The organism is Indolivaga alginatilytica (genome assembly GCF_003201355.1).
In the GTDB taxonomy this organism is placed as follows: domain Bacteria; phylum Bacteroidota; class Bacteroidia; order Bacteroidales; family Dysgonomonadaceae; genus Dysgonomonas_A; species Dysgonomonas_A alginatilytica.
In genome coordinates this window covers 394,772-419,918 of the sequence record NZ_QICL01000001.1, presented here as the reverse complement: position 1 = coordinate 419,918, position 25,147 = coordinate 394,772, and the positions used below count along the sequence as shown (strand labels likewise).

The following is a 25,147-nucleotide window of genomic DNA, read 5'->3' as shown; positions in this document are numbered from 1 at the left end:
AGCAAATAATTTATCAAAAGATGGTTTGGTTAATAATTATCGGACCTCTTTTATTCCAGCATATCTACTATGAAAATAAACACTATCGTTTGCCTGATAATGGCATGCTCAATTATTAACCTTAGTTCTGAATGCAAGGCACAATCAATTACCGAAATGCCTGACAGGCAGACTTTACAAACTACACTTGATAAAGTTGCTGATTGGCAATTGAATCATTTTAATTACTCAAAGGCAGGTAGCGCAAGCTACCTGCATGATTTTGGGATAGATTCGTGGACCAATGCTACCCTCTATCTCGGTATGGCGGAGTGGGCGGCAGTGTCGGATAATGGCACGAAATATTATCAATGGCTCACGAAGATTGGTGATGATAACAATTGGCAGATACCTTCTAATTTCAAGGATATACCCAGATATGGCTTGTATCATGCCGATGAACTGTGTATCGGGCAATTCTACCTGAATATGTATAGTGTATTCAAGAAAAAGGAGATGATGGAGTCTGCTTTGAATCGTGCAAACTGGATTATGGCAAACCCTCCGAGTTCGGATCTTGCAAATGGCACCAAGCCGGGGTGGACGTGGTGCGATGCCTTGTTTATGGCTCCGCCTGTATATGCACAATTGTCTCAATTGACAGGCAATAAAGATTATCCCGAATTTATGGATCAGCAATTTAAGCTTACCTATAATTATCTGTACGATAAAGAATACAAATTGTTTTTCAGAGACAATCGCTTTTTTGAGAAAAGAGAAGCCAATGGAAAAAAGGTATTCTGGGGAAGAGGTAACGGATGGGTTGTAGCCGGATTGGTTAATATCCTAAAGACCTTACCTGTAGATTCAAAGTTCAGGCCTTTTTATGAAAATCTTTTCTCCGAAATGGTTGGTGCATTGGTCGGTTTACAATCCGAAAGTGGATTCTGGCATGCAAGTTTGCTTGATCCGAACGAATACCCCTCGCCCGAAACCAGTGCTACAGCTCTTATAGCCTATGCTTTGGCATATGGTATCAATACAGATTTATTAAATAAAGACCAATACTTCCCCTCTTTAAATAAAGCATGGAAGGCTCTCAATTCGGCAATAGCTGAGGACGGTAAGTTAGGCTGGGTACAGCCTATAGGTGCTGATCCAAAACAAGTAACCGAAGACATGACTGCTGTTTACGGGGTAGGAGCTTTACTTCTGGCAGGAACGGAAATTTATAAATTAAATCTGTAAAAGTCAGAAAATGTAATACCTATGATGAAATAAAGTAGATAAACAAAAAAGATACATACTATGAAACGATTAACCGGTTTACTTCTAATCCTGTCCATTGTGATGGGAATAACGGCAAGGGATGTCAAGACTTTTAACGATAGTTGGTCATTCAAGAAAGGTCCTTTTCCCACAGATCCTATACTTTTTCAATCGGGCTTTGACCAAAGGTGGCAGGAGGTAACCATTCCCCATACATGGAATGCCACGGATATGCAGAATGACAAGGATAACTTTTATGCGGGTGAAGCCTTCTACAAGAAGACGTACAGACCCGATGCTTCATTGAGCGATAAACGTGTCTTTCTTAATTTCGAAGGCGTGTCTACCGTAATGGAGTTGTATGTAAACGGTGTCTTTGCAGGCAATCATAAAGGAGGCTATTCCGCATTTACGATTGAAATCACAAAACTACTGAAGTTTGGAGAGAATAACGAGTTATTGGTGAAGGTAGACAATACCCCTCGTCCCGATATTGTACCGGTTAACAATACCCTGTTTGCTGTATATGGAGGTATTTATCGCCCGGTGCATCTTATTGTAACCGAAAAAGTAAATATTACCGTAACCGATTATGCTTCGCCCGGTATTTATATCACACAAAAAAATGTGACAGGCAAATCGGCAGATGTAGATGTGGAAATCAAGGTGGAAAACAAGAATGTCGATGCCAGAAATATACTTCTGCAAACCACGATCTATGATATGGAAGGTAATTTGAAGTTAAAGAAGGAAGCAAACGTAAATGTATTGCCGCAAGGCAGGCAGTTCTTTACACAGAGCTTTACAATTGTAAAACCTCATTTATGGCAAGGTCTGGAAGACCCTTACCTGTATAAAGTGGTAACCCGTATTATTTTGGACGGATCGGTTATCGATGAAGTTATTCAGCCTTTAGGGTTGAGGCATTTCGAGTTGAAAGCTGCGGATGGGATGTATCTCAATGGTAAAAAAGTACCTATGTATGGCGTTTGTCGCCATCAGGACTGGTGGCAGTTGGGCAGTGCATTAACCAATGAACAGCACGATACAGACTTGGCTATGATAAAAGAAACAGGTGCAACAACCATTCGTTTGGCACACTATCAGCAATCGGAATATTTTTATTCGAAATGCGATAGTATAGGTTTTATGATTTGGGCCGAAATTCCTTTTGTAAACAGAGTCTCCACCAAAGAAGCCGATAATGCCAAACAACAAATGACAGAGCTTATCCGCCAGAATTACAATCATCCCTCCATTTATACTTGGGGAGTACACAACGAAGTATATACACCTATCAATTATACGGCTTCATTAACTGCCGAATTACACGATTTGGCAAAGTCGGAAGACCCTTACAGATATACCGTGTCGGTAAACGGTTATGGCGATCCGGGGCATGGTGTCAATATGAATGCTGATATACAGGGTATCAACCGTTATTTCGGGTGGTACGAGAAGACAATTCAGGATATGGAACCCTGGATTGAAGGAATGGAGAAAAATTATCCCGGATATAAAATAATGTTAGCAGAATATGGAACGGAAGCCAATATCTATCATCAGGATGAGGTGGTAGGCGATGTGGGCGATTGTTGCGGATTCGACAAACGTTACAACGAAACATTTGCAACACGCTTCCACGAGATTCAGTGGGGGTATATTGCCAAGCATCCTTATTTACTGGCTTCATACCTATGGAATACATTCGATTTTGCTACACCTGCCACTTCGCAAGGTGGTGTTGAAGCCCGTAACATGAAGGGGCTGGTAACTTTCGACCGTAAGCTGAAAAAAGACCCTTTCTATTGGTACAAGGCCAATTGGAGCAAAGAGCCTGTCTTGTATCTTACGCAAAGAAGAGCAACCGAAAGAGAGAATAAAATAACCCCTGTTACTGTTTATTCCAATATTGGTATACCCCAGTTATTTGTAAATGGGGTTGAAGTTAAAAAATACACGAAGGGTACAACGGATGTTCATTATATTTTCGAAAATGTAGAACTCAAAGAAGGCGTAAATAACATCGAAGTAAAAGCTTTAAGCAAGGGGACGATTTACGAGGATAAAATCCTTTGGAATTATGCAGGGGGCGAAAATAAAGGACTGAATAAAGATAAACCTAAGGTAAATAAAAACGAGCATATCGGATTATAAGATAGTCAACAGTTAACAATCAGCAGTCAACAATGTGCGAGTCGATTAATATCCGATAATTGTTAACTGATAATCGATAACAGTGAAAGTATTCCTTTTTTTAAGTTAGAATTTATGAAAAAAATAGTATTTTTGATTATTCTTGTATTAAATATTGTATTTGCACAAAGTTTTGCCCAAACTAAAAGATCATCAATACCGTTACAACACGGAGCTCATCGTTTAGGAAAGCGAACAGATGCCGAAATGCAAAAGTGGAGAGAGCATGGCTTAGGTCAGTTTATTCACTGGGGAGTTTATGCCATAGCAGGAGGTCATTGGCAAGGCAAGTATTATCCGGGGGCGGCCGAATGGATTCGTTCGTGGGAAGAAATGCCTAAAGATGCTTATGATAATCTCTATAAAGAGTTTAACCCGACCGACTTCGACGCAAAGCAATGGGCAAAACAAGCCAAATATATGGGTGCCAAGTACATGATCATTACGACAAAACATCATGATGGATTTTGTATCTGGCCAAGTAAATATACCGATTATACAATAAAAAATACGCCGTATAAGAAAGATCTCCTGAGAGAGATTGTAGATGCTTATGATAAAGAAGGTATTGATGTATATCTGTATTTTTCGATTATCGACTGGCACGAAAAAGGATATAGGAGTGCAATACCCGAAACGGCTGAGGAAAAAGTTGCTTATGAAGAATTTAAGCAGTTTACACGCAATCAGTTGATAGAGTTGCTGACTGATTATCCTACGGCAAAGGGACTCTGGTTTGATGGAACATGGGATAAAGCTTGGATAGAGCAGGTTCAATTTGCCGACGATCTTGAAAAAGAGATGAGGGCAATGCGTCCCGGACTAATAATAGGAAGCCGTTTCAGAGCGGATGAAAACGGAAAAAGACACTTCGATTCGAACGGTGATCTGATGGGAGATTATGAACAAGGGTGGGAACGTGATCTGCCCAATTCTATTGCCGATGTAAACGGTAACGATTGGGATTGTGTGATGACTATACCCGAAAACCAATGGGGATACCATTCGGAATGGAGAGGTTATGTGAAAACTTCGTTCGATTTGATTGACATGCTTGTACGATCCGTTTCGATGGATGGTAATTTTGTCTTGAATTTCGGACCCGACGGGAAAGGAAATATACGACCCGAGGAAACTAAGCTGGCGAAAGAAATAGGAGATTGGATGAAGATAAACAGCGAAGCCATTTATGGGTGTTCGTATGTCAATCTGAAAAAGCAAGGCTGGGGATATTTCACCCGAAAGGATAATAAAATATATCTGACTGTTTTTAATCGCCCTATTAATAATATGTTGAATCTGGAGATAGCGAAAGGCGGGGTAAAACCTGTTAAAGCGTATTTTCTATCCGATAAAAAAGGTGTTGATATTGTAAACGCAGGACGTAACAAACAAAACAGCAGCCTGTATAATCTAGTTATACCTGCCGATTTTATATCGGGGCAACCTTTTGTTATCGTATTGGAGATTTCGCAAAGTGATGACGATAAAGATACCTATCAACAGGCAATAACCTGATTTGATAATAAATAACCGAAAAACTTATTTAATTATTTAACTATTTATTGATTATGAAAAACAAATTTTTCGCATTATTGCTGATAACGAGTTTTTTATTGGGTTCGACTACTGTTTCGGCTCAAATGATAAAAACCCCTGCACCTCCTCGTCCAGCCGGACAGAAAGATGTGTTGAGTTTAGCAACTGCTCCGATTCCTACCGTTCGTGTTGCTTTTATCGGACTAGGCATGCGTGGTCCCGGAGCTGTGAATCGTATGACACATATTCCCGGAGTTGAAGTTGTAGCTCTATGTGATGTGTTGGAAAAGAATACAAAGTCAGCCAATGAAATTCTGACAAAACAAGGAAAGCCAAAAGCTCTTGAGTTTTATGGTGATACTTCGGTCTGGCGCAAAGTAACGGCTCTACCTAATGTAGATCTTATTTATATTGCAACAGACTGGTTGAGCCATGCCAAGATTGGTGTACAAGCGATGAAAGACGGTAAACACGTAGCTATTGAAGTACCTTCGGCTATGACTATGGACGAAATTTGGGCACTTATAAATACTTCGGAGCAAACCCGTAAACATTGTATGCAACTGGAGAACTGTGTGTATGACTTCTTTGAACTTACATCTCTAAATATGGCTCAACAAGGCTTGTTTGGTGAAGTAATTCATGGTGAAGGTGCTTATATTCACGGTCTTCAACCATATTGGGATCAATACTGGAATAACTGGCGTATGGATTTCAACGAGAAACATCGTGGAGATGTATATCCAACTCACGGAATCGGTCCGGTTTGTCAGGTGATGAACATTCACCGTGGTGATAAAATGAACTTCCTGGTATCAGTAGATACAAAAGCTATTGGTAACCCTGCATTTATAAAAGAAAAAACAGGTAGAGAAGTGAAAGATTTCCGCAATGGAGATCATACGATGACTATGATTCGTACCGAAAACGGAAAGTCAATTCAGATTCAACATAACGTAACATCGCCCCGCCCTTACAGCCGTATGTACCAATTGACCGGTACTAAAGGTTTCGCAAATAAATATCCGGTAGAAGGTTTTGCATTGGATAAGAGCGAAATAAGTGCGGAAGTTGCAGCTAATCACGAAAAATTAACGGCTCACAGCTTTGTTCCCGATGATGTAAGAAAAGCATTGATGGAAAAATACAAACATCCTATTGCTAAAGGAATCGAAGAGCAGGCAAAACAAGTAGGTGGACATGGTGGTATGGACTTTATCATGGATTACCGTTTGATCTATTGCCTTCAAAAAGGTCTTCCATTAGATATGGATGTATATGACTTGGCGGAATGGTGCTGTCTTATTCCTTTAACCGAAATATCTTTGGATAAAGGTTCTGTGTCTGTTGAGATTCCTGATTTCACTCGTGGTGGATGGAACAAAATCAAAGGTTTGAAATTTGCTGAATAAGGATAAAACAATCTGTTATTCTAACAATGATATAAAAAAGAGACGCTAAGTAATTAGCGTCTCTTTTTGTCTGTATTCATTTATAAAATGATCTATTTTATTTCGGTGTATTGTATTATCAACATAGGATAAGGAGTATTTCTGATTGATATTTCTCCGTTCTTGATCAGTATATTATAATCACCGTTCTTCCATGTTAGTCCATCTACATTCTTGGATAAACGAGCGTATCGGTCAGAATTGTTTTCTAATGTTACTGCCTGTGGAGGATTAAGTGAGTTGACTTCCTGTAAAAAATTTTCATAGTCGCGCGATAACATTTTATCGGTGCCGTAGCAATTCCATAATTCGGTAAGTTTATTATTCTTGAATACAAAAGCCCTAAGGGGATTCTCTCCACTGATATCAGCCCAATTGTAGGCAAAGTCATTCGAAATTTTAACAGTAGGATTAATTTGCTCTATTGTAGCTCCAAATTTGTATCTGAATAAAGTTTTGGGCACAGTTACCACACATTCGTCGCTTATACCATCTATTGTAACGGTAATAGTAGCCGTACCTACCGATAGGGCTTTAATGTTTCCGTCGTTTACTGTTGCTACTTTTTCGTTAGAAGATTTCCATATTACTTCAGTATTGGTGGTATTCTTCGGAGCAATCTCGTAGGTAAGAGTGTGGTGAGCGTCTATTATTATTTCTACCTCTTTTTTACTCATTGTAATAGATGTAGCTTTTATAGGCAACACTTTTATTTTTAGCTCCGAATTCAGTTGTAGATCGGCAGCTTTAACAGTAATTGTTGTCTCTCCTTCTTTTAATGCTGTTAGTTTCCCCTGATTGTTTACCTCTGCCACATTGGGGTCGGATGATTCCCATGTATAGGTGGGGGCAGTAAGTTCAATAGGTGCATGTGATACTGTTAATTGGTATTCATCTCCTATATAAATATTTTTATCGGGCTGTTCCAGCGTTATTATAGTGACTGAGTGGAGAGTGTCGTCGTCGCTGCTGCAACTAATTAAAATAAAAGGGAGAATTAGTAGATAAATCAGTTTTTTCATTGCTTGTTAGATTATAGTTATTGTTTTAAAAATTCTTCTCAATACTTTCTCTTAAGAGAAAATTTCTTTCTCTTAAGAGGTTGCTAAAAATGTAAAAGGGCTTACAATATTATTTATAATCCTCAGGGGATATATCTATCGAACAGAGATATTTATTATGCTTATCAAGATATATGTTTCGGATAGAAACGCCTTGCTCGGCAAAATGTTTCATATCGGGATTGTCTTTTAAAGATTGAACTGCTGCCGGTACAGCTGTTGTTTTAAAGTAAATACTGTCGAAACGTGCTACATCTTCATTCAGTAGTTTACAAGTATATTCGAGCGTTTTATTGTATGTACTGCAATCAACCATGCTTATACCACTTTCTTCGGTGAAAAGAGGCAGTTGCTTCTTTGTTTTCTTCACTATATCCTGCAATACTTTTTGTAGATTGTCGGATGTAATGGTTGTAGGGTCGAATATTCCGGGCTTTTTAGCAGGTTTAGAGTAATCGTGTGGGGTAATTGTAATCTTACCCAGTAAGTTCTTGTTTTCGTCAACACAATCGTATATAAATGTGGCGTGATTCTCTTTTAGAAGTGCCATCTGTGGATTGCATTGTATATTATAGAGGAGTATATCTCTCATTTGAGTTCTGAATTCTAGAGCATCTATTTTAGTAGCATCTATAAACAGGAACGTAAAATCGAATCGGAAGGTATTGTTTGGCAACGATTCGCAGCCATCAAGGCGGGTAGTCTGATCTATTTGAATCGGACAATGCTCATTTATATCATTTACAGTTTTTTCTAGCTCTTCTTGCATAATTTTTTTACATTCGACGGATAACTTATATTAAAGACCTAATTGTGATAATTGCCTTAAAATAGGTTTGTTATATCATTTAATTCTAACGAATTTGTTTCAAGAAAACAGTAAAAGTAATATTAAAGTCTCATACTTAATCCTGTATGACTGTTCTTGTGGTTTTTCTCTCCCTTTTATAATGCGAATATAGATTAAAGTTAGCAATAAATAAAAAAAAACACCCTGATTCCTCAGCGTGTTTTTAGTTTAACTTTTCCTATATATTATGTAGTTGGAATTTTTTGTATTGAGATTTTCTCCTGCTGTTTAACTCTTCCTCCTTTAATCCATGTGCGACGATAATAAGCTTCATCCAGACTGCTTATAATCACACCATTAGATGTGGATGAGTGGATAAAACGACGATCGCCTAAAAATATACCTACATGATTTACTCTTTTTCCTTTTCTGGATGATGTTCCGAAAAATACTAAATCTCCGGGTTTAAGGTCATCTTTGTTTACATCCTTTACATCTTGTGCCGATATATCTCTGCTGCTGCGTTGAAGTTTTATCCCGAATACATTTTTATAAATGGTAGTCGTTAATCCCGAACAGTCCATTCCTTTAGGACTTGTTCCTCCTCTGCGATAGGGAGTTTTTAGCCATGTAACAGCTTCGCTGTAAAGGGATAAGATTGTACTGTCGTTTGGAAGGGGAAGACCAATTTTCTTTTCTATTGTACTAACTTTAGGAGTTTGCTCTTGTTCTGTCTCGTTCTTTTTCTCCTTAGCGGATAGTGTAACGCAGATCAGCATAAAGCTTAATCCGGCGAGTATTGTTTTTATAGAGAAGTTTCTAAACTGCATTCGTAAATTGTTAAATTTTGGACTGAAACAAAAGTAAAGAATATGATCTTTTTGTGCAACCCCTAAATAGTTATTTTCTCTTAAATTGTGTCTTATTATATGTCGATCTCTTAATTATGAGCATTTTGATGTTAAACTAACATCATTGACTATCAATACTCTTAGCTAACCAAGATTGATGCTTTCTTTAAAATATAAGGGAGTGTATTTTATTTTAGTGTTTTTGTTTATAAATATCTATTTTTGTGCCTTATATGAGAAATATTCAAATATAAGGACTGAACATCTCCTGTCTTTGACTTTAACTAACGATTTACTGATAATGCGTAGATTGCGTATCTGTTTTATATTTATCCTTTTGTTGCTTCTTTGTTTAGATGGTTATGCAGCACCTAAAAAGCGAAGAGCCGCTCCGGCGAAACCCGTTTTTGAATGGGTAAGAGACAACTCGAAGCTATTTACAATTCAGCAGGCAGCAGACTTGAATAAAGCGATAGAGAATCTTAAAGATTCGGTCAAAATTTTACCCTCAATCTATGTAGTTACTCAAAATGACTATTCTGTAAAGTCTCCTTTTTTCAGAGCATTCAGATCGTCGGTGACTGATGATAAATGGTATATTTCCGAATCAAAAGATTATTCGGATGACTTTGTGATTTTAATACGTCCTCGCAATAAGGTGTTTGCAGCTCCCCAGTTGAATATTTTATGTAATAGAAATTCGACTGTTATCGCACCTTTTATTACTTCTCAGAAAATAGACCGTTTACAAAGTGAATATAATAAATACCTGAGTGATGCGCCTAATTCGGCACAGTCGGCTATTATCGAAAAGTTGCTGTATTCGCTTCGTTCTCGATTTTTTGATGGAAGTGTAAGAGATTACAGAAATGTACTCTCACCTCAAGATGAAGCGGAAATAAACCTTTTGATTCAGAGTTTTCAAGATAGTACAACTATTAAGGTAGCTATGATAACTACTCTGAACAGTGAGGGTGAAGATTCGGTATTCGGACGGGCTTTGCTACAACAAAAAGACAGCGATAAGGATAAGCAAATGGCGGTTGAATTTAAGAACTTGGATGCTGATCTCATCTTTGTCTTTTATCCGAAAGGTGTTTGGATATTTAGCAATATTGATAAAGAAAAATTGTCGGATAAAGCATTGGAGAATCTGATTAATAAGTATGCTTTGCCTCTAAACAAGGCAGGACAATATAAACGAGCGATGCAGGAATCGTTGCCAGCACTATCTGCTCATTTTAATGGTGATGCGCCTTTGGATGGAATGTCGATGTGGGAAAAAATAGGAGCCATGTTGTTAGGAGTGGGTATTCCGGCTGCTTTCGGTTGGTTTATTTTCAAAGATAGTTTGAAAAAGAAAAATAAGACGGCAAATCATAAACCTGTGGCGAATAAGCCTGTATCAGAAAAGAAACCGACACCTACTGCCCGACAAAATAAACCTGCTGTAACTCAGACAGCAGTTTCTAAACCTGAAAAGAAGGAGGAAAAGAAAGAAGAAAATAAGGTACATGCCAAACCTTCCGCTTCTCCAATAGCTGATGTTGTAATGAAGGTATTGCCTCGATTAGTATTAACTAAGCCAATAGAAAGTGCTGTAGATAGGGGATGGACGCTCGATAATACGGGAAGCCTACCTGTTACTATGACTCGGATAGATGAAGTCTTTAAACCTATTTCTCCCCGAAATGAGCATGAAAAAATGATGCTCGAAATGATTGATTATATGCGTTCCCTACGAGAATATACAAACGAAGAGATAGCCCATTCGCTGGGTAGCGAAGGAGTATCTCTTTATCTGGATGAATTATATGGGATTGTTGATCCTGCTGCGGTGCGTATTGTTTTTAATCGCGGACTCGATTTGCTGATAAAGAATTATTCAGAACGTGATCCGAGAGTAAGTAAATACATAAAGTAGAATCGGTAGGGTAGTAGCTCGGTTTTATTGTTGCTTCTGTCCCGATTTTTCTATTTTTGCAATCCATCTCTTACGTATCTCTTCATTCGAATTTTTGAGGACACCTATATAAGTAACCTTTACTTTACTTATTCCGCAGAATTGAAGCGTACATTTCTTAAGTTGATTTACACTTGGTGCATTATATACCAATCCGTAATACCATGCGGGCTGATCGAGTGTGGTGATTATATGCGCTGTTTTACCTTTCAATAGTTTCTCCCATTTCCAAGAATCGGGAATCGGACGAAAAGTAAATCCGGGAAGAAAAACCCTGTCAATAAATCCTTTTACGATAGCAGGCAAACCTCCCCACCAAACGGGATGCACCCATACCAAATGATCTGCCCACTTGATGGCTTCGAAGGCTTCTTGCAGATCGGGTTCAAGTTCCATTCGTTTCTGATAACCGTATTGTAGATTGGGTGAGAAATTGAGATCGGCTATCCTTATCTTTTTTACCTCTGCACCACTATTTTTTGCACCCAGTTCGTATGCATTTGCCAATGCAAAATTGAGGCTCTCATTGTTGGGATGACCGTCTATAATAAGTATCTTTTTCATCTTTTCTCTATTGTAATATCTTTGTTTACTTTCAATAATTCATAAAGTTCTCCAGCCTTATATATTTGATGTCCGAAATAGATACCACTGTCTTCAGAGAACAATTTTTCGCTATGTAAAGCTATAGAAAAGGCTGTTAATTCTGCTTGCCCTTTGGTACATAAAATGCTGATGGTTTGTTCTTTTTTACGTTTATTTGTAATGATTATGTCAAAGGCTGTTTTGTCGCCATTGCCGCTTGATTGAAATAGCTTCTTTCGGGATTCTAAAGATAGGAGCTTAAAGAAGTTCAAAGCCTGTGCTGTTCTTAATAGAAATGACACGAGTTTCGAATTGTATGTTATCTTGGCTGAAACGGAAGGAATCTTCTCTGTTTTATTAAGAATCAAGAGATCGGGTATATTGAAATTATATACCTTATATTTTCCTAGTTGAAAGGGGAATTGATAGCTTTCGCTATTCTCGAAATGCTTTACTGCCAAGGGCGAATTATTTTTGTAGACAGAGAATGTTTTACATACATCTTCTGCCATAAAATCGGCTGCACTTTTACCTGCTTTGTCGTTTAGTGAATAGTAAATCATTATTTGAACCTGTTCGATATTCCTGAAATCAGGTTCGAGAGCAGATATTAAGCCAGAAGCAATTCCTCCCATCCATCCCGAAGCAAAAACAATCCTGCTGTTGATTGACTTATTTTCGATACTCTTTAAGGTGTTTTGTATATCGGGTGTAGGTTTTGTTACATCCAGATAATCTATATGTTTATCTATACAGTATTGAAGCACATTGTTGTCCGCATCTATGGTCGATAATATAACCAGGTCTATCGAATTTGCCGATATATTACTGAGGCTACTTATATCTGTAACATCAATGTAAACAGGATGGGGTAGTTTATCACATTCTTTGTTCCTGCTACCAGTAAATAATTGGAAGGAAGGGTTTCTATCTTTTAATATACGGTTTACCAATGAGCCTATGTGTCCCGTTCCGCCTATGATTAGGATATTCTTTTGCATCTCTTTTTTTTATGCAAAAATAGGGTGTATATGACTTTCTTATTTAGGACAAATGTCTATAAAAGAGATTTTCGTATTCGGGTGAGGTGTCGGGTAGATATGCCCAGATAGGATGCAATATAGTGTAAAGGGATGTGTTTTACATATTCTGAATTGTTCTTCTCGAGTAGCATATAACGTTTTGTTGCATCGTCTTTTTGAAATGAAATAATACGTTCTTCAAGTTTCAAGTATTGCATTTCGGTAAGTATTCTTCCGAATTTCTGCCATTCGGCACTTGTCTGATAAAGATAGTCCAGATCAGTTTTTTGCAGCACTTCTATTTCTGTATCAAGAATAGCTTGGATGTTTTCATTAGTGGGAACTTGTGTTATAAAACTGGAGAATGCAGACATAAGTTCTCCTTCAAAAGTAATGCAGTTTATAAGCTCTTCACCATCTCCGTCTATAAAATAAGAGCGTAATACGCCCGATCTTATAAATGCTATTTCTTTGCAAATATTACCCGATTGAATAAGAAATTCTCCTTTCTTGATTTTTCTCTGAGAAAGAAAAGGGTCTATTCTATTTAATTCTTCGGGCGATAGTATATTGAGGGAGGCGAAATGTTTTTTCATTTTATATACAAACAGTTCAATCTGACTTTTTAGTTCATTAATATATTAAGTAAAAGTAGTGTATTTCTATGAAAGCTTTTTATTCTACCCATTTTGTAATAGTCAAAGAATTTAAAACAAGTGCTTCTGCCATTGGACTGATATTCATCTCTGTAAATTTTACTTTGTATTTAAATTCATTGTTATCTTCAATCTGTGATGTACCGAAATTGATTAATCTCTCCAGCTTCTTAGCGGTTTTATAATCTCCAGACAAGTTAGATGCTCCTAATGCAAATTCGTTTGCAGGAATACTGTATCCTAAGAATATAGGACCCGAATCTATATCTCCTATGCTTGTATCTCTGTTTTCGCTTCGTTCTCTAAAAAGTCTGAATACTAGAAAGTCATTACTGAAATTCTTTTTGTAATTATTGTATAATTCAATTGCAAATTGACTGTCGAATTGATATATAAATAAAATGCTCCAGCCAAGCATCGATCCTCTGGGCTCTTCTATTGCTTTACCGCTTTTTGAGTCAAGAGTAGAATATAAAACACCTGTTTCTTTTTCTATATAATGTTGCTTAAGATAGTTAACCCAATCTGTACAAGCTGAACTATAATTGCTTTTGGTATTAGTGCTATGTAGTTTAAGTGATGCTATTGCTACACTATTATCGGGTATCCATATAGAAGAAGGATAAGATTCTAAATTGAAAAACTTGGCTTCGTTATATCGTTTGAATAGAGATCCCGAAATTTTGTTATTCAGGTTATTGAATGTGCTATCTTTTGATAATAATCGATAACAACCCATCATCAGATTAAGATGCCCCAAATATAATACAGAATAATCGGGTATAGAATCCTTCAGTATAAAAGTACTGTCGACGCTGTATGTAGAAGTAATCTTAGAGTCGAGTACTTTAAGGATAGATTCTTTTATCAGAGGTACAACACGTTGTTTATATGTAGAATCCTTTATGGCCAGATTGGTGAAAGCGTACGTTGAATATGCGTATGTAAAAAGCGTAAATTCAGGATTTTCATAACCTAAGCGTGTGACTTCGGAGTTTCCGTTTAACGGTTGATTTATCACTCTTTCCAGATAGTTTATACGCTTATCAATATTTTCAACATCAGGGTATTTATATGTTTGAAATTGTAATATGCTTATCCATCCAAGAAAAAGGATTAGCAGGATTAAGAAAATCTTAGTTCTTAATTTCAGAGATTGAATATTATTTTTAATTCTACTGGATTTCATATAGAAGTAAAAGGATTTATTAGCAATCGAACTGATTGTTTGCTTCGTCTATTGCTCTAACTATTTCGTTATCTATTGCGGGAGATGAGAGGAATAGTACCACTCTTCTTTCTTCATAGTCACGGGAGGTGTCGAAAACGAAATCGGGTTTGCCGTCTTCATCCAGATCACCAATGAATAAAATCTGTACAAAGGTATCGTTAAAGGTAGGTATCGACAGTAGTAATTGCTCTCTTCCGTTGGTCGATAAATAGAGCTTGTAATTGATAACAGACTCAGTGCTATAACCTATTGAAAAACAGGGTGCTAAATAGACCTTGTTTTGCTGAGGAACAATACCCTCGCCTCTAAGAGTATACTTTTGATTATTGAATGTAAAGTCTATCTTCTCTCCAGGTTGAAGAGCATTTACTTCGGGCATGATAGCTTTGGGTTGCTTCTCTGTTTGGGGAAGCCCCTTAATCATTAATATATTATTGGCGGACGATACATAAGTAATAGAATCTTGTAAGCAGTCGTTGTAATCTTTACCAATTGAGATGTTAGATTTTGTAAGAGAGAAGTTATTTGCCTCTTCATCTTTAGAAAAATCATACCAATCTTCGGCGAGCATATGTTCGAAGTCCGAAGGTTCGTAGCCGTTGTATGCCCAATTGATGAATATACTTACGTCTTGGTTGTCGAATTCCTGAGGAAAGAGCGGATCAGGCTCTATATATACTGTGTCGTTTGTTGCGGGAGTTAGTGCGTAGCAAACTTTTGTATTTACTACACTTATCAACAGTGTTGCAAACAGTACTATTATATATTTCATCTCTTGTACAAGTAATGTTAGTTATTGCTTCTTGATGGTGTGAAAACACACAGTTATTTATTTGGCTAACCCTAAGATAAGACTAGCTTCTTCAAAAGTAATAATAAAGCACGAGAGTTTTAAGCTTGTCATTCAGCCAAAGCCGAATCTTTATAAACTCCCCTTGTGTCTGTACTGATTACGATATCATGATCCTCAAACATATCATCATTGCTACATATAATAGTTGTAGTCTTGTCTTGATTAAATGCTATCTCGGTGATGGTTATCCGTTCCTTAAACTCCTCTAAGGTTAAAGGCGTAGGTTCTGCATCGCTCTCATCCTCGGGTTCTTCCAACCAATAATCGTTTTTCAGTTCGAGCATCGAAGGGTACATACTTCTGATAGCCTTCTCGTAAAATTTCTCAGCCATCAGTTTTTCAGCATGATCTATAATTGGCGACAAACTTTCTCCTACTGTTACGTAGATCGTAATTCTGACGGGAGTATCATTGATTTTTATAACAGTGCCATATTCCTCCTCCTCAAGCTCCAATGTGCCGAATGCTTTGCTGTCGATTGATTCTATGGAAGGTATTACATATTGCTGACACGAAAGAGTGTTGAATGTTTCCTCTATTTCGTCTTCGGTAGCTATACCGGAGATCGGTTTCAGCTTCTTTTCGATTTCTGTTATAGTGGTTGTGATTGTTTTTTCGTCCGACAGAATGTCTAACGTTTGGTGGTCAAGTAACCTGATTTTGGGGTTTCGCAGATTGTTAGGTATGCAAAAACTATTCGTAGAGCCTCCTTTCGGGCTCAGTTGTACAATAGTAATGCCCCATTGTTGATCGTCGGAAGATTCATTGCTTCCGTTTTTGTCTGGCTCCGAATTGAGGATACACCTCTCGTTGTCCTGATTTTCTACTCTAAACTGTCGTCGTATAATCATCGTACCGTATTCTTTATCTACGGTGCATCCTGATGTATAACTGGCAGTCATGTGATTTAATTCTCTAATATCACCCTCTTGTGCTTTCTTTAGCATGCCAAGAAGATCTTTAATCTCCCATCCAGTCATAGCCCTATTGAGTAAAAAGTATTTAATAAACTCTGTAAAATATAACAAACTTAGCTTATTATAGTTCCTAAAAACATTAAATAACTAGCCGACTTACTTAATTCTACATAAGTTTCCCTAAGTTATTGAAAATATTGGATGAAAAGTAATTAAGATTCTCTTTTTCGAAGTCGATTATGAAATTTTAAGGGATTTATCTGCTCCTGTAATAGGTAAATAGTCTAAAAAGAGGTTGTTAGTTGTGTAGATAGAGAACCGTCATATGCAGTCAAATTTTGAGCGGCTGCATAATATTAACCACAGTGTAACATATGATACAAATCAATGGATATAGTTTCTCTAGTTTTGTATCATTAAATGATCAACCACTAAAATATATATGACCATGAGTAATATGTTTTGTTTTCAATGCCAAGAGACATCCAAAGGAACAGGATGTGAAATAATGGGTGTTTGTGGAAAAACTCCCGAAGTGTCGGACATTCAAGACCTCCTGCTGGCTGTAGCACGTGGTGTTGCTGTATATAACGATGCTTTGAGAAGCGAGAATAATGCTTCGCTCGAAGCCGATAAGTTTGTTGTGGATGCTATGTTTATAAGCATTACCAATGCTAACTTCGATTTCGAAGCGATTAAGAATAAAGTGAAAGAGGGCTTGGCTTTGAAAAAAAGACTGGCTGCTGCGTTGGTAAATACTCCGGCCAATCTTCCTGACGAGTGTCTTTGGGATGGCGATGAGTCTGAGTTTATGACCAAAGCCAAAGAAGTAGGTGTATTGCGTACCAAAGACGAGGATATTCGTTCGTTGAAAGAATTGGTACACTACGGGTTGAAGGGTATGGCTGCTTATGCTGAGCATGCTTACAATCTTGATAAAGTAGATGCAGAATTGTCGAGCTTTATGCAACGTGCTTTAGTGCAGTTGACTCGCGAAGATATTTCGGTAAACGAATTAATTGCTCTAACTCTCGAAACCGGTAAATACGGTGTGCAGGCTATGGCATTATTAGATGCTGCCAATACAGGTAAATATGGTAATCCCGAAATTACTGAAGTAAATATCGGAGTAAGCACCAATCCGGGTATATTGATCAGCGGACACGATCTTCGTGATATTGAGGATCTTTTGATTCAGACCGAAGGAACGGGCATAGATGTATATACTCACAGCGAAATGTTACCAGCTCACTACTATCCAGAGTTGAAAAAATACAAACACCTGGTAGGAAACTACGGTGGTGCATGGTGGCAACAAAAAGAAGATTTCGATTCGTTTAATGGTCCTATTCTCTTTACTACAAATTGTATAGTACCTCCTTCAAAATCGGCATCATATCGTGGTCGTATCTTTACAACCGGAGCAGCAGGTCTCGATGGGGCAAAACATATTGCAGAACGTAAAGACGGACAATCAAAAGATTTTTCTGAGATTATAGCAATGGCTAAAATTTCTCAGGCACCACGTGAAATTGAAACAGGATCTATCGTTGGAGGTTTTGCTCACAACCAAGTAATCGCTCTGGCAGATAAAGTAGTAGAGGCAGTTAAAAGCGGAGCAATACGCAAATTCTTTGTAATGGCAGGATGTGACGGTCGTATGAAAAGCCGTAACTATTATACCGAATTTGCAGAGGCATTACCTAAAGATACAGTTATACTTACCGCAGGATGTGCAAAATACAGATACAATAAACTTCCATTGGGCGATATAGGTGGTATACCTCGTGTATTGGATGCAGGACAATGCAACGACAGTTATTCGCTGGCAGTTATAGCATTGAAACTAAAAGAAGTATTCGGACTTGAAGATATTAACGATCTGCCTATTGTTTACAATATTGCTTGGTACGAGCAAAAAGCAGTGATTGTTTTGCTTGCTCTGTTACATTTGGGTGTGAAAAATATTCACTTAGGACCAACTTTACCCGGATTTTTATCTCCAAATGTAGCCAAAGTATTGATTGAGAATTTTGGAATAGGTGGAATTACTACAGTAGAAGATGATATGCAAGCATTTCTTGCAAGCTAAGTGTTTTTTTATTGATTAGGAGAGTCAATTGTAATTATCACAATAAAAAAGGTCGGAAAGAAATTCCGACCTTTTTTCCTTATACAGATTTTAGTGTTGTTTAGCTACCTTAAGTTGTTGTTCAATTTCTGTTGTTGTTTGTAGATAGCCTCGGTGCTTATCACTAAGCAATCATCATAAATAATGTCAGTTAGTATACTTGTTGTATATAAGATGCATTGTTGTTTGATTTGTTGCACTATATAATCGTATCTTCTGAGTTTTTTTATCTGTCGTTTTGATTAAATAATTGTTTGTTAGGATGTTGCTATTGTGTATAATTGAAAATTTAAACAATATTAATAGTATCGATATTATTTACTAATAAATAGAAAAAATATACTACAAATAGATGTTTTCCGTTATATATAGAGTAATGGAAAATATTTATTATAGCATTTTATGACTATAACAATCTCGGCTTGTTATGCCTGCCAAAGCAATGAAACGGTCTTGAAATCGAGAGAGGAACATAAAAATGTTATATTTGTACCAGTAGTTTAAAAAAGGATATGAGTGTAATATTAAAAAGAATATTCTGTTTTCTTCTGCCTGTATTGGTATTTACCTCTTGTAATGAAGATACTCAAGGAATGGAAGTATTGAACCCTGTATATGGTGTTTGGAATAATTATTATCAGGAAACAGACAGTCTGGTTATGACTCGTGTGTTTACTTCTGACTTTTATTCGTATTTTACATATGCGGAAGGAAAAGTTCAGAACGAGATGAATAAGCAACATTATGTGATTGACGAGACACAAATAATGCTGGACCAATATACACAAACTTATAGAATGAAATCAGATACTCTTTGGATTACCAATAGAAAAGGAGATCAGACCACTAAATACATACGGGCAGATTGATAGTCGCTCACTCATTGTTTCATAATCCGAACCCAATTATTCCAGTATTCTTGATAACTCAAGTAAGTATTCTTTATTTTTTTCGAAATTATTGTGCCCTTGTCCTTTAAATACAATCAGTTGATCGGTTGGTTTTAAACTCTCTTTCAACCGATACGATACATCGACCGGTATTCTTTTATCTGCTTGACCATGTATCAGTACAATGGGAGATTCAACTTTTTTCAGATATTCATTAGTTGGGAATTTATACCTCTGCAATAGCGAAACAGGCAAATAAGGAAAAGCTTTCTCCGAAAGTTCGTTCATACTATAATATGGAGCTTGTAAAACAAGCATTTTAGGATTATTTGCTGCAGCTAAAGCAGCTGCCGGCCCTGTTCCCAATGAATATCCGAAAACGACTATACTATCCTCGTGATACTCCTTCTTAAAATAGTCATACGCAGTTTGCATGTCCTCGTCGAATTGTTTCTCACTTTCAATCTTACCCTCACTTTTTCCAAACCCACGGTAATTCAGCACAAAGAAGTCATAATTCAAATCTGTATAAATAGGAGCATTTACTCCTATACTGTCGAGCATGCCTCTGCCTCCGGGTAAGTAAAATATAAGCCCTTTGGATTCTTGGGCTTTAAAAAGAACTCCGTGAAGTTTTTTGCCGTCAGGCATAGGTATATATTTCTCTTCGAAATTACTTGGAAATTTAAAAACATGGTCTTTAGTCACTTTGACGGAAGTGTCGAAAAGAACTTTTTCTTGTGAGAAATAAAATAGTATGCAGATACCTAAGTAAAAAAATATTGTTGTAGCAAGTACCCATTTAAAAAATTTCTTCATCCTACTATTCATGTCTGTTCAGTTAAGGTTGTTTTTTCATAGACTTATAGAAGCAATGTTGGTAAGAATGAAACAGGAATTACCAACATCTCTTCCAACGCAAATATAATAAAAAACTTAAGCAGAAGATATAAATGAATAAAAAATACAATAGTTTGATTACTAGGGTTTAGTAATGTTCGTTCAGTGAATCTAAGTTTGAAAGTATTGCTGTGTTTTTATCTCAATGATCAATTGGTACAGACAGCGCCTGCCCTTATCTTGTAGGTTGGATATCAGAATGACACTAATTGCACCAACTTGTTTTTGTTCAGTATTTTGATGTGCTTTTTGTTGATTTCGATTAAACCATCTTCTTGCATATTAGCCAACTCGCGAGCAAGAGAGGGGCGGGATACCCCAAAATATTCAGATAAAGCCAATTGAGTCCGATCGAGTTCGGCTTCTGTTTTGTCGGGCTTTGTCAGATCGAGAAAATACATAGCCAGCTTCTGACGAATGGTTCGGAACGACATCAAATGCAGTTTCTTTGATAGCATAGAAGCATACATTGCCGATATGTTGAGGAAGTTGAGTAGTACCTGTTCGTTTTGCTGCAACATTTTCAATACCGACGTTTTTGGTATAACCAGAGCCGATACTTTTTCTTTTGCTGTTACCTGTACCGGAAAACGGTTGTTCTTACCAAATAAGAACAATACAGCCAAAGGGTTGGGTGCATATATATCCTCTACTTTTACCACCTTTGCCGAAGCATCAGCCATCTCGGCTTTTACATATCCGTCTATCAGAATGATGAGTCTGTTGCAGGGCTCGTCTTGCATTGCCAGAATTTCTCCCTTCTCGAAAGACTGTATATCATAATTGATATCTGTTAATAAAGCCTTTATATCATCTGCTGTGAGACCTATAAATATCGGGGAAAGAGTCATTTTCTCGAATACCATGTTGCACCGTTTATTTTATTGTTCCGTTTATCAGTAAGGTTTTCGACCCTACATACTACAGTTTGCAAATTACACAAAATCTTGCGAAAGCCTGCTATATACTGTCTTAAAAGTATATATGTTGTTTGTTTTAGATCAAAATGAAATTCAAAATGAAATTTAACTAATAAAATGTTATAAATAATTTCTATTTAAAAACTATTTGTTTATTTTTGTATTATAAATGTGTCTATATGAGTTTGGATTTGATTTTTTTTATGTAGTTGTGGTTGTTTTAGGTTACAGTTATTATTTAGCTGTTTTTAGGTAAAATGATTGTTGAAAGTAATCTGTTCGTTTGATTTAGTCTATTAATGTGGGTAATAAAATAGAAGAATTGAAGATTTACTAAATCGGAACTGAAATGGTTTTACAATTTGACAGATAAGTGCGAGAAGGAGTTGTCGGGATGACAATTCCTTTTCTTTTTGTTCAACCTCCTATTTTTCTTATATTTACACGAAAATAATATTTGGAAATTACTCCAAAGTATATGAACAGACTCATTGTAAGTTTTATTTTTTTTAGTTTAAGTTGGATAATGTTTTCTCAGGTAACATTTGTTACTGATTCTTTTTCAGATCATTATTATGGTAAAGTATATGTTGCCGATACGACAGAAATACTTTCGCCGGGCTGGATTGCTATTTATAAAAAAGGAACTGATAAGGAACTAATCCGAGTAGAAGCGGAAGATTTGGCGGTTAGCTATACAAATAATTCAGTCGAAGTGAATGTGAAAGAATTGCCTTATGGAGAACAAAGTGTGATTATGTATGAAGATTTCAATTTCGATGGCATAAAAGATTTTGCCATACAAGATGGGCAGAATAGTTGTTATCACGGGCCTTCTTACCAAATATATCTGGCAGAGAAAGGACAATTTGTTTTCAGTGATGAATTTACGAGTCTGGCACAAAACTATTGTGGGATGTTTGGTGTATCTTCCGAAGATAAGCAGTTGTATACCATGACTAAGAGTGGCTGTTGCTGGCATCAGTTTGCTCGTTTTGATGTAGTACAAAACAAACCTAGAGAAGTATATCGACTGGAGGAGGGAATAGATTTTTCAATTCCACAGTTTTTCAATACTACTATATTTGAATGGAATGGCAAAAAACTTGTCGAAACCTCCAGTGTTCGTAACTTGTCAGTAGATATAAAAGACTGTTTGTTTTCTTTTGACATCCCTGCCAAAAAGAAAAAAGTGGTGTTGTTTAATTCCGATGAGTATATAACTTATGCTTTTTTGAATGAGTTTAATGAAGTAGAATACTTTTATCCGAATGATAAAGATACCGCTAGTTTCGAACTGACTACAAGAAATGAGAGTGATACGTTGAGGTTTTCGACTAAAGATGCTCAATATATAATTTACAATACCGATACAAAAGTGGGTATTAAAGTAATAACTAAAGGTAAAATTTATGATATGCCCGGCGATGTATATTCTCGTGAAAGCGGGCGGATGTTTTATTTATTTGATTATGGTCTGGTTAACCTTAGAGGTGAAGACCTACGGAAATGGTTGCCTGCACTTTCCGATTAATGAATTGTGTAAAAATAAAAATCTTTAATAATATCTGATTTATGAAGTCTTTTTTTCTAAGTTTATCTATTGCAGGACTCGTTTTTATGGGCTGTAACCCATCGAAAGAGGCAGTTAATCAACCCGATCTGACGCAGTATGTGAAACCCAATATCGGTACGGCACATAGCCGTTGGTTTTTTTATACACCGGCATCGTTGCCGTTTGGTATGGCAAAATTAGCTCCGTCGACCGATGGACATTATGGTAATAAATGGGGATGGGAAGCCGTGGGTTATGACGAGCGCCATACGTCGATAGAAGGATTTGCCAATTTCCATGAATTTCAGATCGGTGGAGTTGTATTTGCCCCCACCGTAGGACAGTTGCAGACTCAGCCCGGCATTCTAGAGAACCCCGATGGAGGTTACCGTTCTCGTTTCGATCGTAAAGATGAATTTGCAACCTCAGGATATTACTCGGTGTTACTGAAAGACTACAATGTAAAGGCAGAACTTACGGCAACGCCAAGAGTTGGTTTCCATAAATATACATTCCCTGAATCGAAGGAGTCTAATGTTATTTTTGACATTGGCCACCGTCAGGGAGAGAGTGGGGCGGTAGTAGATGCTCAGGTAAAGTTAACAGACGACGGACGTATTGAAGGTTATGTGACTACAAAACCCGAATATGTGAAGAAATATCAGGAAGATGCCATTGTTACCATGTATTTCTCTGCCATTCCCGATAAAGCTCCCGCTGGTTACGGAACCTTTATCGACAGTACTTACACCGCCGGTCAGAAAGAAGTTAAAGGAATTGGTGCAGGAATGTATCTTACCTACGAAACCGCAGCAAACGAAGCCATTACCATAAAAGTAGGTTTATCTTATACTTCTATTGATAATGCCCGTTTGAATCTTGAAACTGAGGCTAAAGACCTGACTTTCGATCAGGCAAAAGAAAAAGCGCTCGGTACATGGAACGATTATTTAGGGCGTATCGTAGTGGAAACTACTAATGAAGAGGATAAAATTAAATTCTATACAGGTTTATACCATGCCCTTCTGGGGCGTGGATTGGCGAATGATGTGAATGGTGCTTATCCTAAAAATGACGGATCGGTCGGTCAGATAGAATTAAATGCCGATGGCAAGCCTAAACACAATCATTACAATACCGATGCTATTTGGGGTGGATATTGGAATTTGACTCAATTGTGGGCATTGGCTTATCCTGAGTATTATGCCGACTGGGTTCAAAGCCAATTATTGGTATATAAAGATGCAGGATGGTTGGGCGATGGTATTGCCACAAGCAAATATGTGTCGGGTGTAGGTACTAACTTTACAGGTCTGGCAATTGCTGCTGCCTATAATATAGGCATACGCGATTTTGATGCAGAACTAGCTTATCAGGCTGTACGAAAAAATGAACTTGAATATGAAGGTCGTATTGCAGGAGCAGGTAAAATGGATGTCGGTGCATTCGTAAAGCGTGGTTATGCTCCTTATATGGTGAGTAAACCCGGACAAGAGGAGCTTACAACCGAAGGTTCGCCATTCGGAACATCCCATACTCTCGAATATTCGTTCAGTGCATATGCAGTGGCTCAGTTTGCGAAAGCGATGGGTAAAACTGACGACTACGAGCAGTTGATGAAACTGTCGAAAGGTTGGAAAGAGGTATACGATCCATCCGTAAAATTCATGAGACCTAAGGACGAAAACGGTAAGTTTATCAAAGACTTCGATCCTACTGCCCCTTGGGTGGGTTTTCAGGAAGGTAACGCATGGCAGTATACATTTTATGTACCTCACGATGCTGAGGAGTTAGTGGAAATTCTGGGTAAGGACGAATTTAACAATCGATTGGACAGTATATTTACAATCTCTCAAAAAGACATATTCGGGGGTGGTACTAATATCGATGCTTTTGCAGGCTTGAAAGGCTTGTATAATCATGGTAATCAACCCAATTTACATATATCGTGGTTGTTCAACTTCGCCGGACGTCCCGACCTTACTCAAAAATGGGTTCGTGCCATCTGTGACGAATTCTATGGTGTAGAAGGTATTCACGGATACGGATACGGACAGGATGAAGACCAAGGACAATTGGGTGCATGGTACGTAATGTCGTCTATCGGTTTATTTGATGTAAAAGGTCTTACTTCGCCTGATCCCGCATTCCAGATCGGAAGCCCGTTATTTGATAAGGTAACTATCCGCTTGCCTCAGAATATTCGCAAAGGAGAGTTTGTAATCGAAACTGTAAACAATTCGAAGCAAAATATTTATATTCAAAATGCAGTGCTTAACGGTAAAGAAGATAATAGTTTGAGACTGCCTTATGCTACATTGATAAAGGGTGGGGCGTTAAAACTGCAAATGGGAGCAGAGCCTCGTAAACAATAAGTTGTAAATTGTT

20 protein-coding genes are annotated in these 25,147 nt (G+C 37.4%); 9 read left to right on the top strand and 11 right to left on the bottom strand.

All coding sequences use genetic code 11. The annotated features are described in order from the left end of the window. Positions 1–69: 69 nt before the first annotated feature. The 4 genes from CLV62_RS01850 (at position 70) to CLV62_RS01835 (ending at position 6,395) form a co-directional block, all read left to right on the top strand. Positions 70–1,227 (top strand): glycoside hydrolase family 88/105 protein, encoded by a 1,158-nt coding sequence (locus CLV62_RS01850; RefSeq protein ID WP_185144239.1) that lies wholly within the window; start codon positions 70–72, stop codon positions 1,225–1,227. A 60-nt stretch (positions 1,228–1,287) separates the two neighbouring features. Further along, on the top strand, positions 1,288–3,405 hold the full coding sequence (locus CLV62_RS01845) for a glycoside hydrolase family 2 protein (protein WP_110309072.1): 2,118 nt from the start codon (positions 1,288–1,290) through the stop codon (positions 3,403–3,405). 114 nt (positions 3,406–3,519) lie between these two features. Beyond that, positions 3,520–4,962, top strand: a complete 1,443-nt coding sequence (locus CLV62_RS01840) for an alpha-L-fucosidase (RefSeq protein WP_110309071.1) — start codon at positions 3,520–3,522, stop codon at positions 4,960–4,962. A 53-nt stretch (positions 4,963–5,015) separates the two neighbouring features. Further along, positions 5,016–6,395, top strand: a complete 1,380-nt coding sequence (locus CLV62_RS01835) for a Gfo/Idh/MocA family protein (RefSeq protein WP_110309070.1) — start codon at positions 5,016–5,018, stop codon at positions 6,393–6,395. A 92-nt stretch (positions 6,396–6,487) separates the two neighbouring features. Here the strand turns inward: CLV62_RS01835 and CLV62_RS01830 are convergent, their stop codons facing one another. The 3 genes from CLV62_RS01830 to CLV62_RS01820 form a co-directional block, all read right to left on the bottom strand. Further along, positions 6,488–7,456 (bottom strand): Ig-like domain-containing protein, encoded by a 969-nt coding sequence (locus CLV62_RS01830; RefSeq protein WP_110309069.1) that lies wholly within the window; start codon positions 7,454–7,456, stop codon positions 6,488–6,490. Positions 7,457–7,565: 109 nt separating this feature from the next. Then, positions 7,566–8,264: a hypothetical protein gene (locus CLV62_RS01825; protein ID WP_110309068.1), complete on the bottom strand. Its 699-nt coding sequence runs from the start codon at positions 8,262–8,264 to the stop codon at positions 7,566–7,568. 266 nt (positions 8,265–8,530) lie between these two features. After that, a complete protein-coding gene (locus tag CLV62_RS01820; RefSeq protein WP_110309067.1) occupies positions 8,531–9,115 on the bottom strand; it encodes a C40 family peptidase in 585 nt (194 codons plus the stop codon). 295 nt (positions 9,116–9,410) lie between these two features. Here CLV62_RS01820 and CLV62_RS01815 point away from each other — a divergent pair, with 295 nt between their 5' ends. After that, the gene (locus CLV62_RS01815) at positions 9,411–11,060 is read left to right on the top strand and encodes a TPM domain-containing protein (RefSeq protein ID WP_170119994.1); all 1,650 of its coding nucleotides are present in this window, start codon (positions 9,411–9,413) and stop codon (positions 11,058–11,060) included. Between the two features lie 24 nt (positions 11,061–11,084). Here the strand turns inward: CLV62_RS01815 and CLV62_RS01810 are convergent, their stop codons facing one another. The 6 genes from CLV62_RS01810 to CLV62_RS01780 form a co-directional block, all read right to left on the bottom strand. Further along, a complete protein-coding gene (locus tag CLV62_RS01810) occupies positions 11,085–11,663 on the bottom strand; it encodes an NAD(P)H-dependent oxidoreductase (RefSeq protein WP_110309065.1) in 579 nt (192 codons plus the stop codon). After that, entirely contained in the window at positions 11,660–12,685 is a 1,026-nt protein-coding gene (locus CLV62_RS01805) for a saccharopine dehydrogenase family protein (RefSeq protein ID WP_110309064.1), read from the bottom strand. The genes CLV62_RS01810 and CLV62_RS01805 overlap by 4 nt, the downstream gene beginning before the upstream one ends. Before the next feature lie 56 nt (positions 12,686–12,741). Further along, positions 12,742–13,302 (bottom strand): Crp/Fnr family transcriptional regulator, encoded by a 561-nt coding sequence (locus tag CLV62_RS01800; protein ID WP_110309063.1) that lies wholly within the window; start codon positions 13,300–13,302, stop codon positions 12,742–12,744. A 79-nt stretch (positions 13,303–13,381) separates the two neighbouring features. Next, complete coding sequence (locus CLV62_RS21975; RefSeq protein WP_245903958.1) at positions 13,382–14,551, bottom strand: hypothetical protein; 1,170 nt, start codon at positions 14,549–14,551, stop codon at positions 13,382–13,384. 19 nt (positions 14,552–14,570) lie between these two features. Continuing rightward, complete coding sequence (locus tag CLV62_RS01785) at positions 14,571–15,365, bottom strand: hypothetical protein (protein WP_110309062.1); 795 nt, start codon at positions 15,363–15,365, stop codon at positions 14,571–14,573. Positions 15,366–15,493: 128 nt separating this feature from the next. Further along, positions 15,494–16,393, bottom strand: a complete 900-nt coding sequence (locus CLV62_RS01780; RefSeq protein ID WP_170119993.1) for a DUF2262 domain-containing protein — start codon at positions 16,391–16,393, stop codon at positions 15,494–15,496. A gap of 427 nt (positions 16,394–16,820) precedes the next feature. On the opposite strand from CLV62_RS01780, the gene hcp reads away from it, so the two are divergent. Together hcp and CLV62_RS01770 are read left to right on the top strand one after the other, a co-directional pair. Beyond that, a complete protein-coding gene (hcp, locus tag CLV62_RS01775; RefSeq protein ID WP_110309060.1) occupies positions 16,821–18,455 on the top strand; it encodes a hydroxylamine reductase in 1,635 nt (544 codons plus the stop codon). A gap of 551 nt (positions 18,456–19,006) precedes the next feature. Next, complete coding sequence (locus CLV62_RS01770) at positions 19,007–19,363, top strand: hypothetical protein (RefSeq protein ID WP_110309059.1); 357 nt, start codon at positions 19,007–19,009, stop codon at positions 19,361–19,363. A 36-nt stretch (positions 19,364–19,399) separates the two neighbouring features. On the opposite strand, the gene CLV62_RS01765 is transcribed toward CLV62_RS01770, so the two are convergent. Next, positions 19,400–20,203 carry an alpha/beta hydrolase gene (locus CLV62_RS01765; RefSeq protein ID WP_110309058.1) on the bottom strand — a complete coding sequence of 268 codons (804 nt, stop codon included), beginning with the start codon at positions 20,201–20,203 and terminating at the stop codon, positions 19,400–19,402. 275 nt (positions 20,204–20,478) lie between these two features. Beyond that, positions 20,479–21,150: a Crp/Fnr family transcriptional regulator gene (locus tag CLV62_RS01760; RefSeq protein WP_110309057.1), complete on the bottom strand. Its 672-nt coding sequence runs from the start codon at positions 21,148–21,150 to the stop codon at positions 20,479–20,481. Between the two features lie 532 nt (positions 21,151–21,682). Here CLV62_RS01760 and CLV62_RS01755 point away from each other — a divergent pair. Further along, positions 21,683–22,738 (top strand): XAC2610-related protein, encoded by a 1,056-nt coding sequence (locus tag CLV62_RS01755; RefSeq protein ID WP_110309056.1) that lies wholly within the window; start codon positions 21,683–21,685, stop codon positions 22,736–22,738. A 41-nt stretch (positions 22,739–22,779) separates the two neighbouring features. Further along, positions 22,780–25,134 (top strand): GH92 family glycosyl hydrolase, encoded by a 2,355-nt coding sequence (locus CLV62_RS01750; RefSeq protein WP_110309055.1) that lies wholly within the window; start codon positions 22,780–22,782, stop codon positions 25,132–25,134. Positions 25,135–25,147 lie beyond the last annotated feature (13 nt).

Excerpts from the sequence above, each read along its gene's own strand:
- CLV62_RS01850 (WP_185144239.1), top strand. The coding sequence starts at position 70 with ATGAAAATAAACACTATCGTTTGCCTGATAATGGCATGCTCAATTATT.
- CLV62_RS01845 (WP_110309072.1), top strand. The coding sequence starts at position 1,288 with ATGAAACGATTAACCGGTTTACTTCTAATCCTGTCCATTGTGATGGGA.
- CLV62_RS01840 (WP_110309071.1), top strand. The coding sequence starts at position 3,520 with ATGAAAAAAATAGTATTTTTGATTATTCTTGTATTAAATATTGTATTT.
- CLV62_RS01835 (WP_110309070.1), top strand. The coding sequence starts at position 5,016 with ATGAAAAACAAATTTTTCGCATTATTGCTGATAACGAGTTTTTTATTG.
- CLV62_RS01830 (WP_110309069.1), bottom strand. The coding sequence starts at position 7,456 with ATGAAAAAACTGATTTATCTACTAATTCTCCCTTTTATTTTAATTAGT.
- CLV62_RS01825 (WP_110309068.1), bottom strand. The coding sequence starts at position 8,264 with ATGCAAGAAGAGCTAGAAAAAACTGTAAATGATATAAATGAGCATTGT.
- CLV62_RS01820 (WP_110309067.1), bottom strand. The coding sequence starts at position 9,115 with ATGCAGTTTAGAAACTTCTCTATAAAAACAATACTCGCCGGATTAAGC.
- CLV62_RS01810 (WP_110309065.1), bottom strand. The coding sequence starts at position 11,663 with ATGAAAAAGATACTTATTATAGACGGTCATCCCAACAATGAGAGCCTC.
- CLV62_RS01805 (WP_110309064.1), bottom strand. The coding sequence starts at position 12,685 with ATGCAAAAGAATATCCTAATCATAGGCGGAACGGGACACATAGGCTCA.
- CLV62_RS01800 (WP_110309063.1), bottom strand. The coding sequence starts at position 13,302 with ATGAAAAAACATTTCGCCTCCCTCAATATACTATCGCCCGAAGAATTA.
- CLV62_RS21975 (WP_245903958.1), bottom strand. The coding sequence starts at position 14,551 with ATGAAATCCAGTAGAATTAAAAATAATATTCAATCTCTGAAATTAAGA.
- CLV62_RS01785 (WP_110309062.1), bottom strand. The coding sequence starts at position 15,365 with ATGAAATATATAATAGTACTGTTTGCAACACTGTTGATAAGTGTAGTA.
- CLV62_RS01780 (WP_170119993.1), bottom strand. The coding sequence starts at position 16,393 with ATGCTAAAGAAAGCACAAGAGGGTGATATTAGAGAATTAAATCACATG.
- hcp (WP_110309060.1), top strand. The coding sequence starts at position 16,821 with ATGTTTTGTTTTCAATGCCAAGAGACATCCAAAGGAACAGGATGTGAA.
- CLV62_RS01770 (WP_110309059.1), top strand. The coding sequence starts at position 19,007 with ATGAGTGTAATATTAAAAAGAATATTCTGTTTTCTTCTGCCTGTATTG.
- CLV62_RS01765 (WP_110309058.1), bottom strand. The coding sequence starts at position 20,203 with ATGAAGAAATTTTTTAAATGGGTACTTGCTACAACAATATTTTTTTAC.
- CLV62_RS01760 (WP_110309057.1), bottom strand. The coding sequence starts at position 21,150 with ATGGTATTCGAGAAAATGACTCTTTCCCCGATATTTATAGGTCTCACA.
- CLV62_RS01755 (WP_110309056.1), top strand. The coding sequence starts at position 21,683 with ATGAACAGACTCATTGTAAGTTTTATTTTTTTTAGTTTAAGTTGGATA.
- CLV62_RS01750 (WP_110309055.1), top strand. The coding sequence starts at position 22,780 with ATGAAGTCTTTTTTTCTAAGTTTATCTATTGCAGGACTCGTTTTTATG.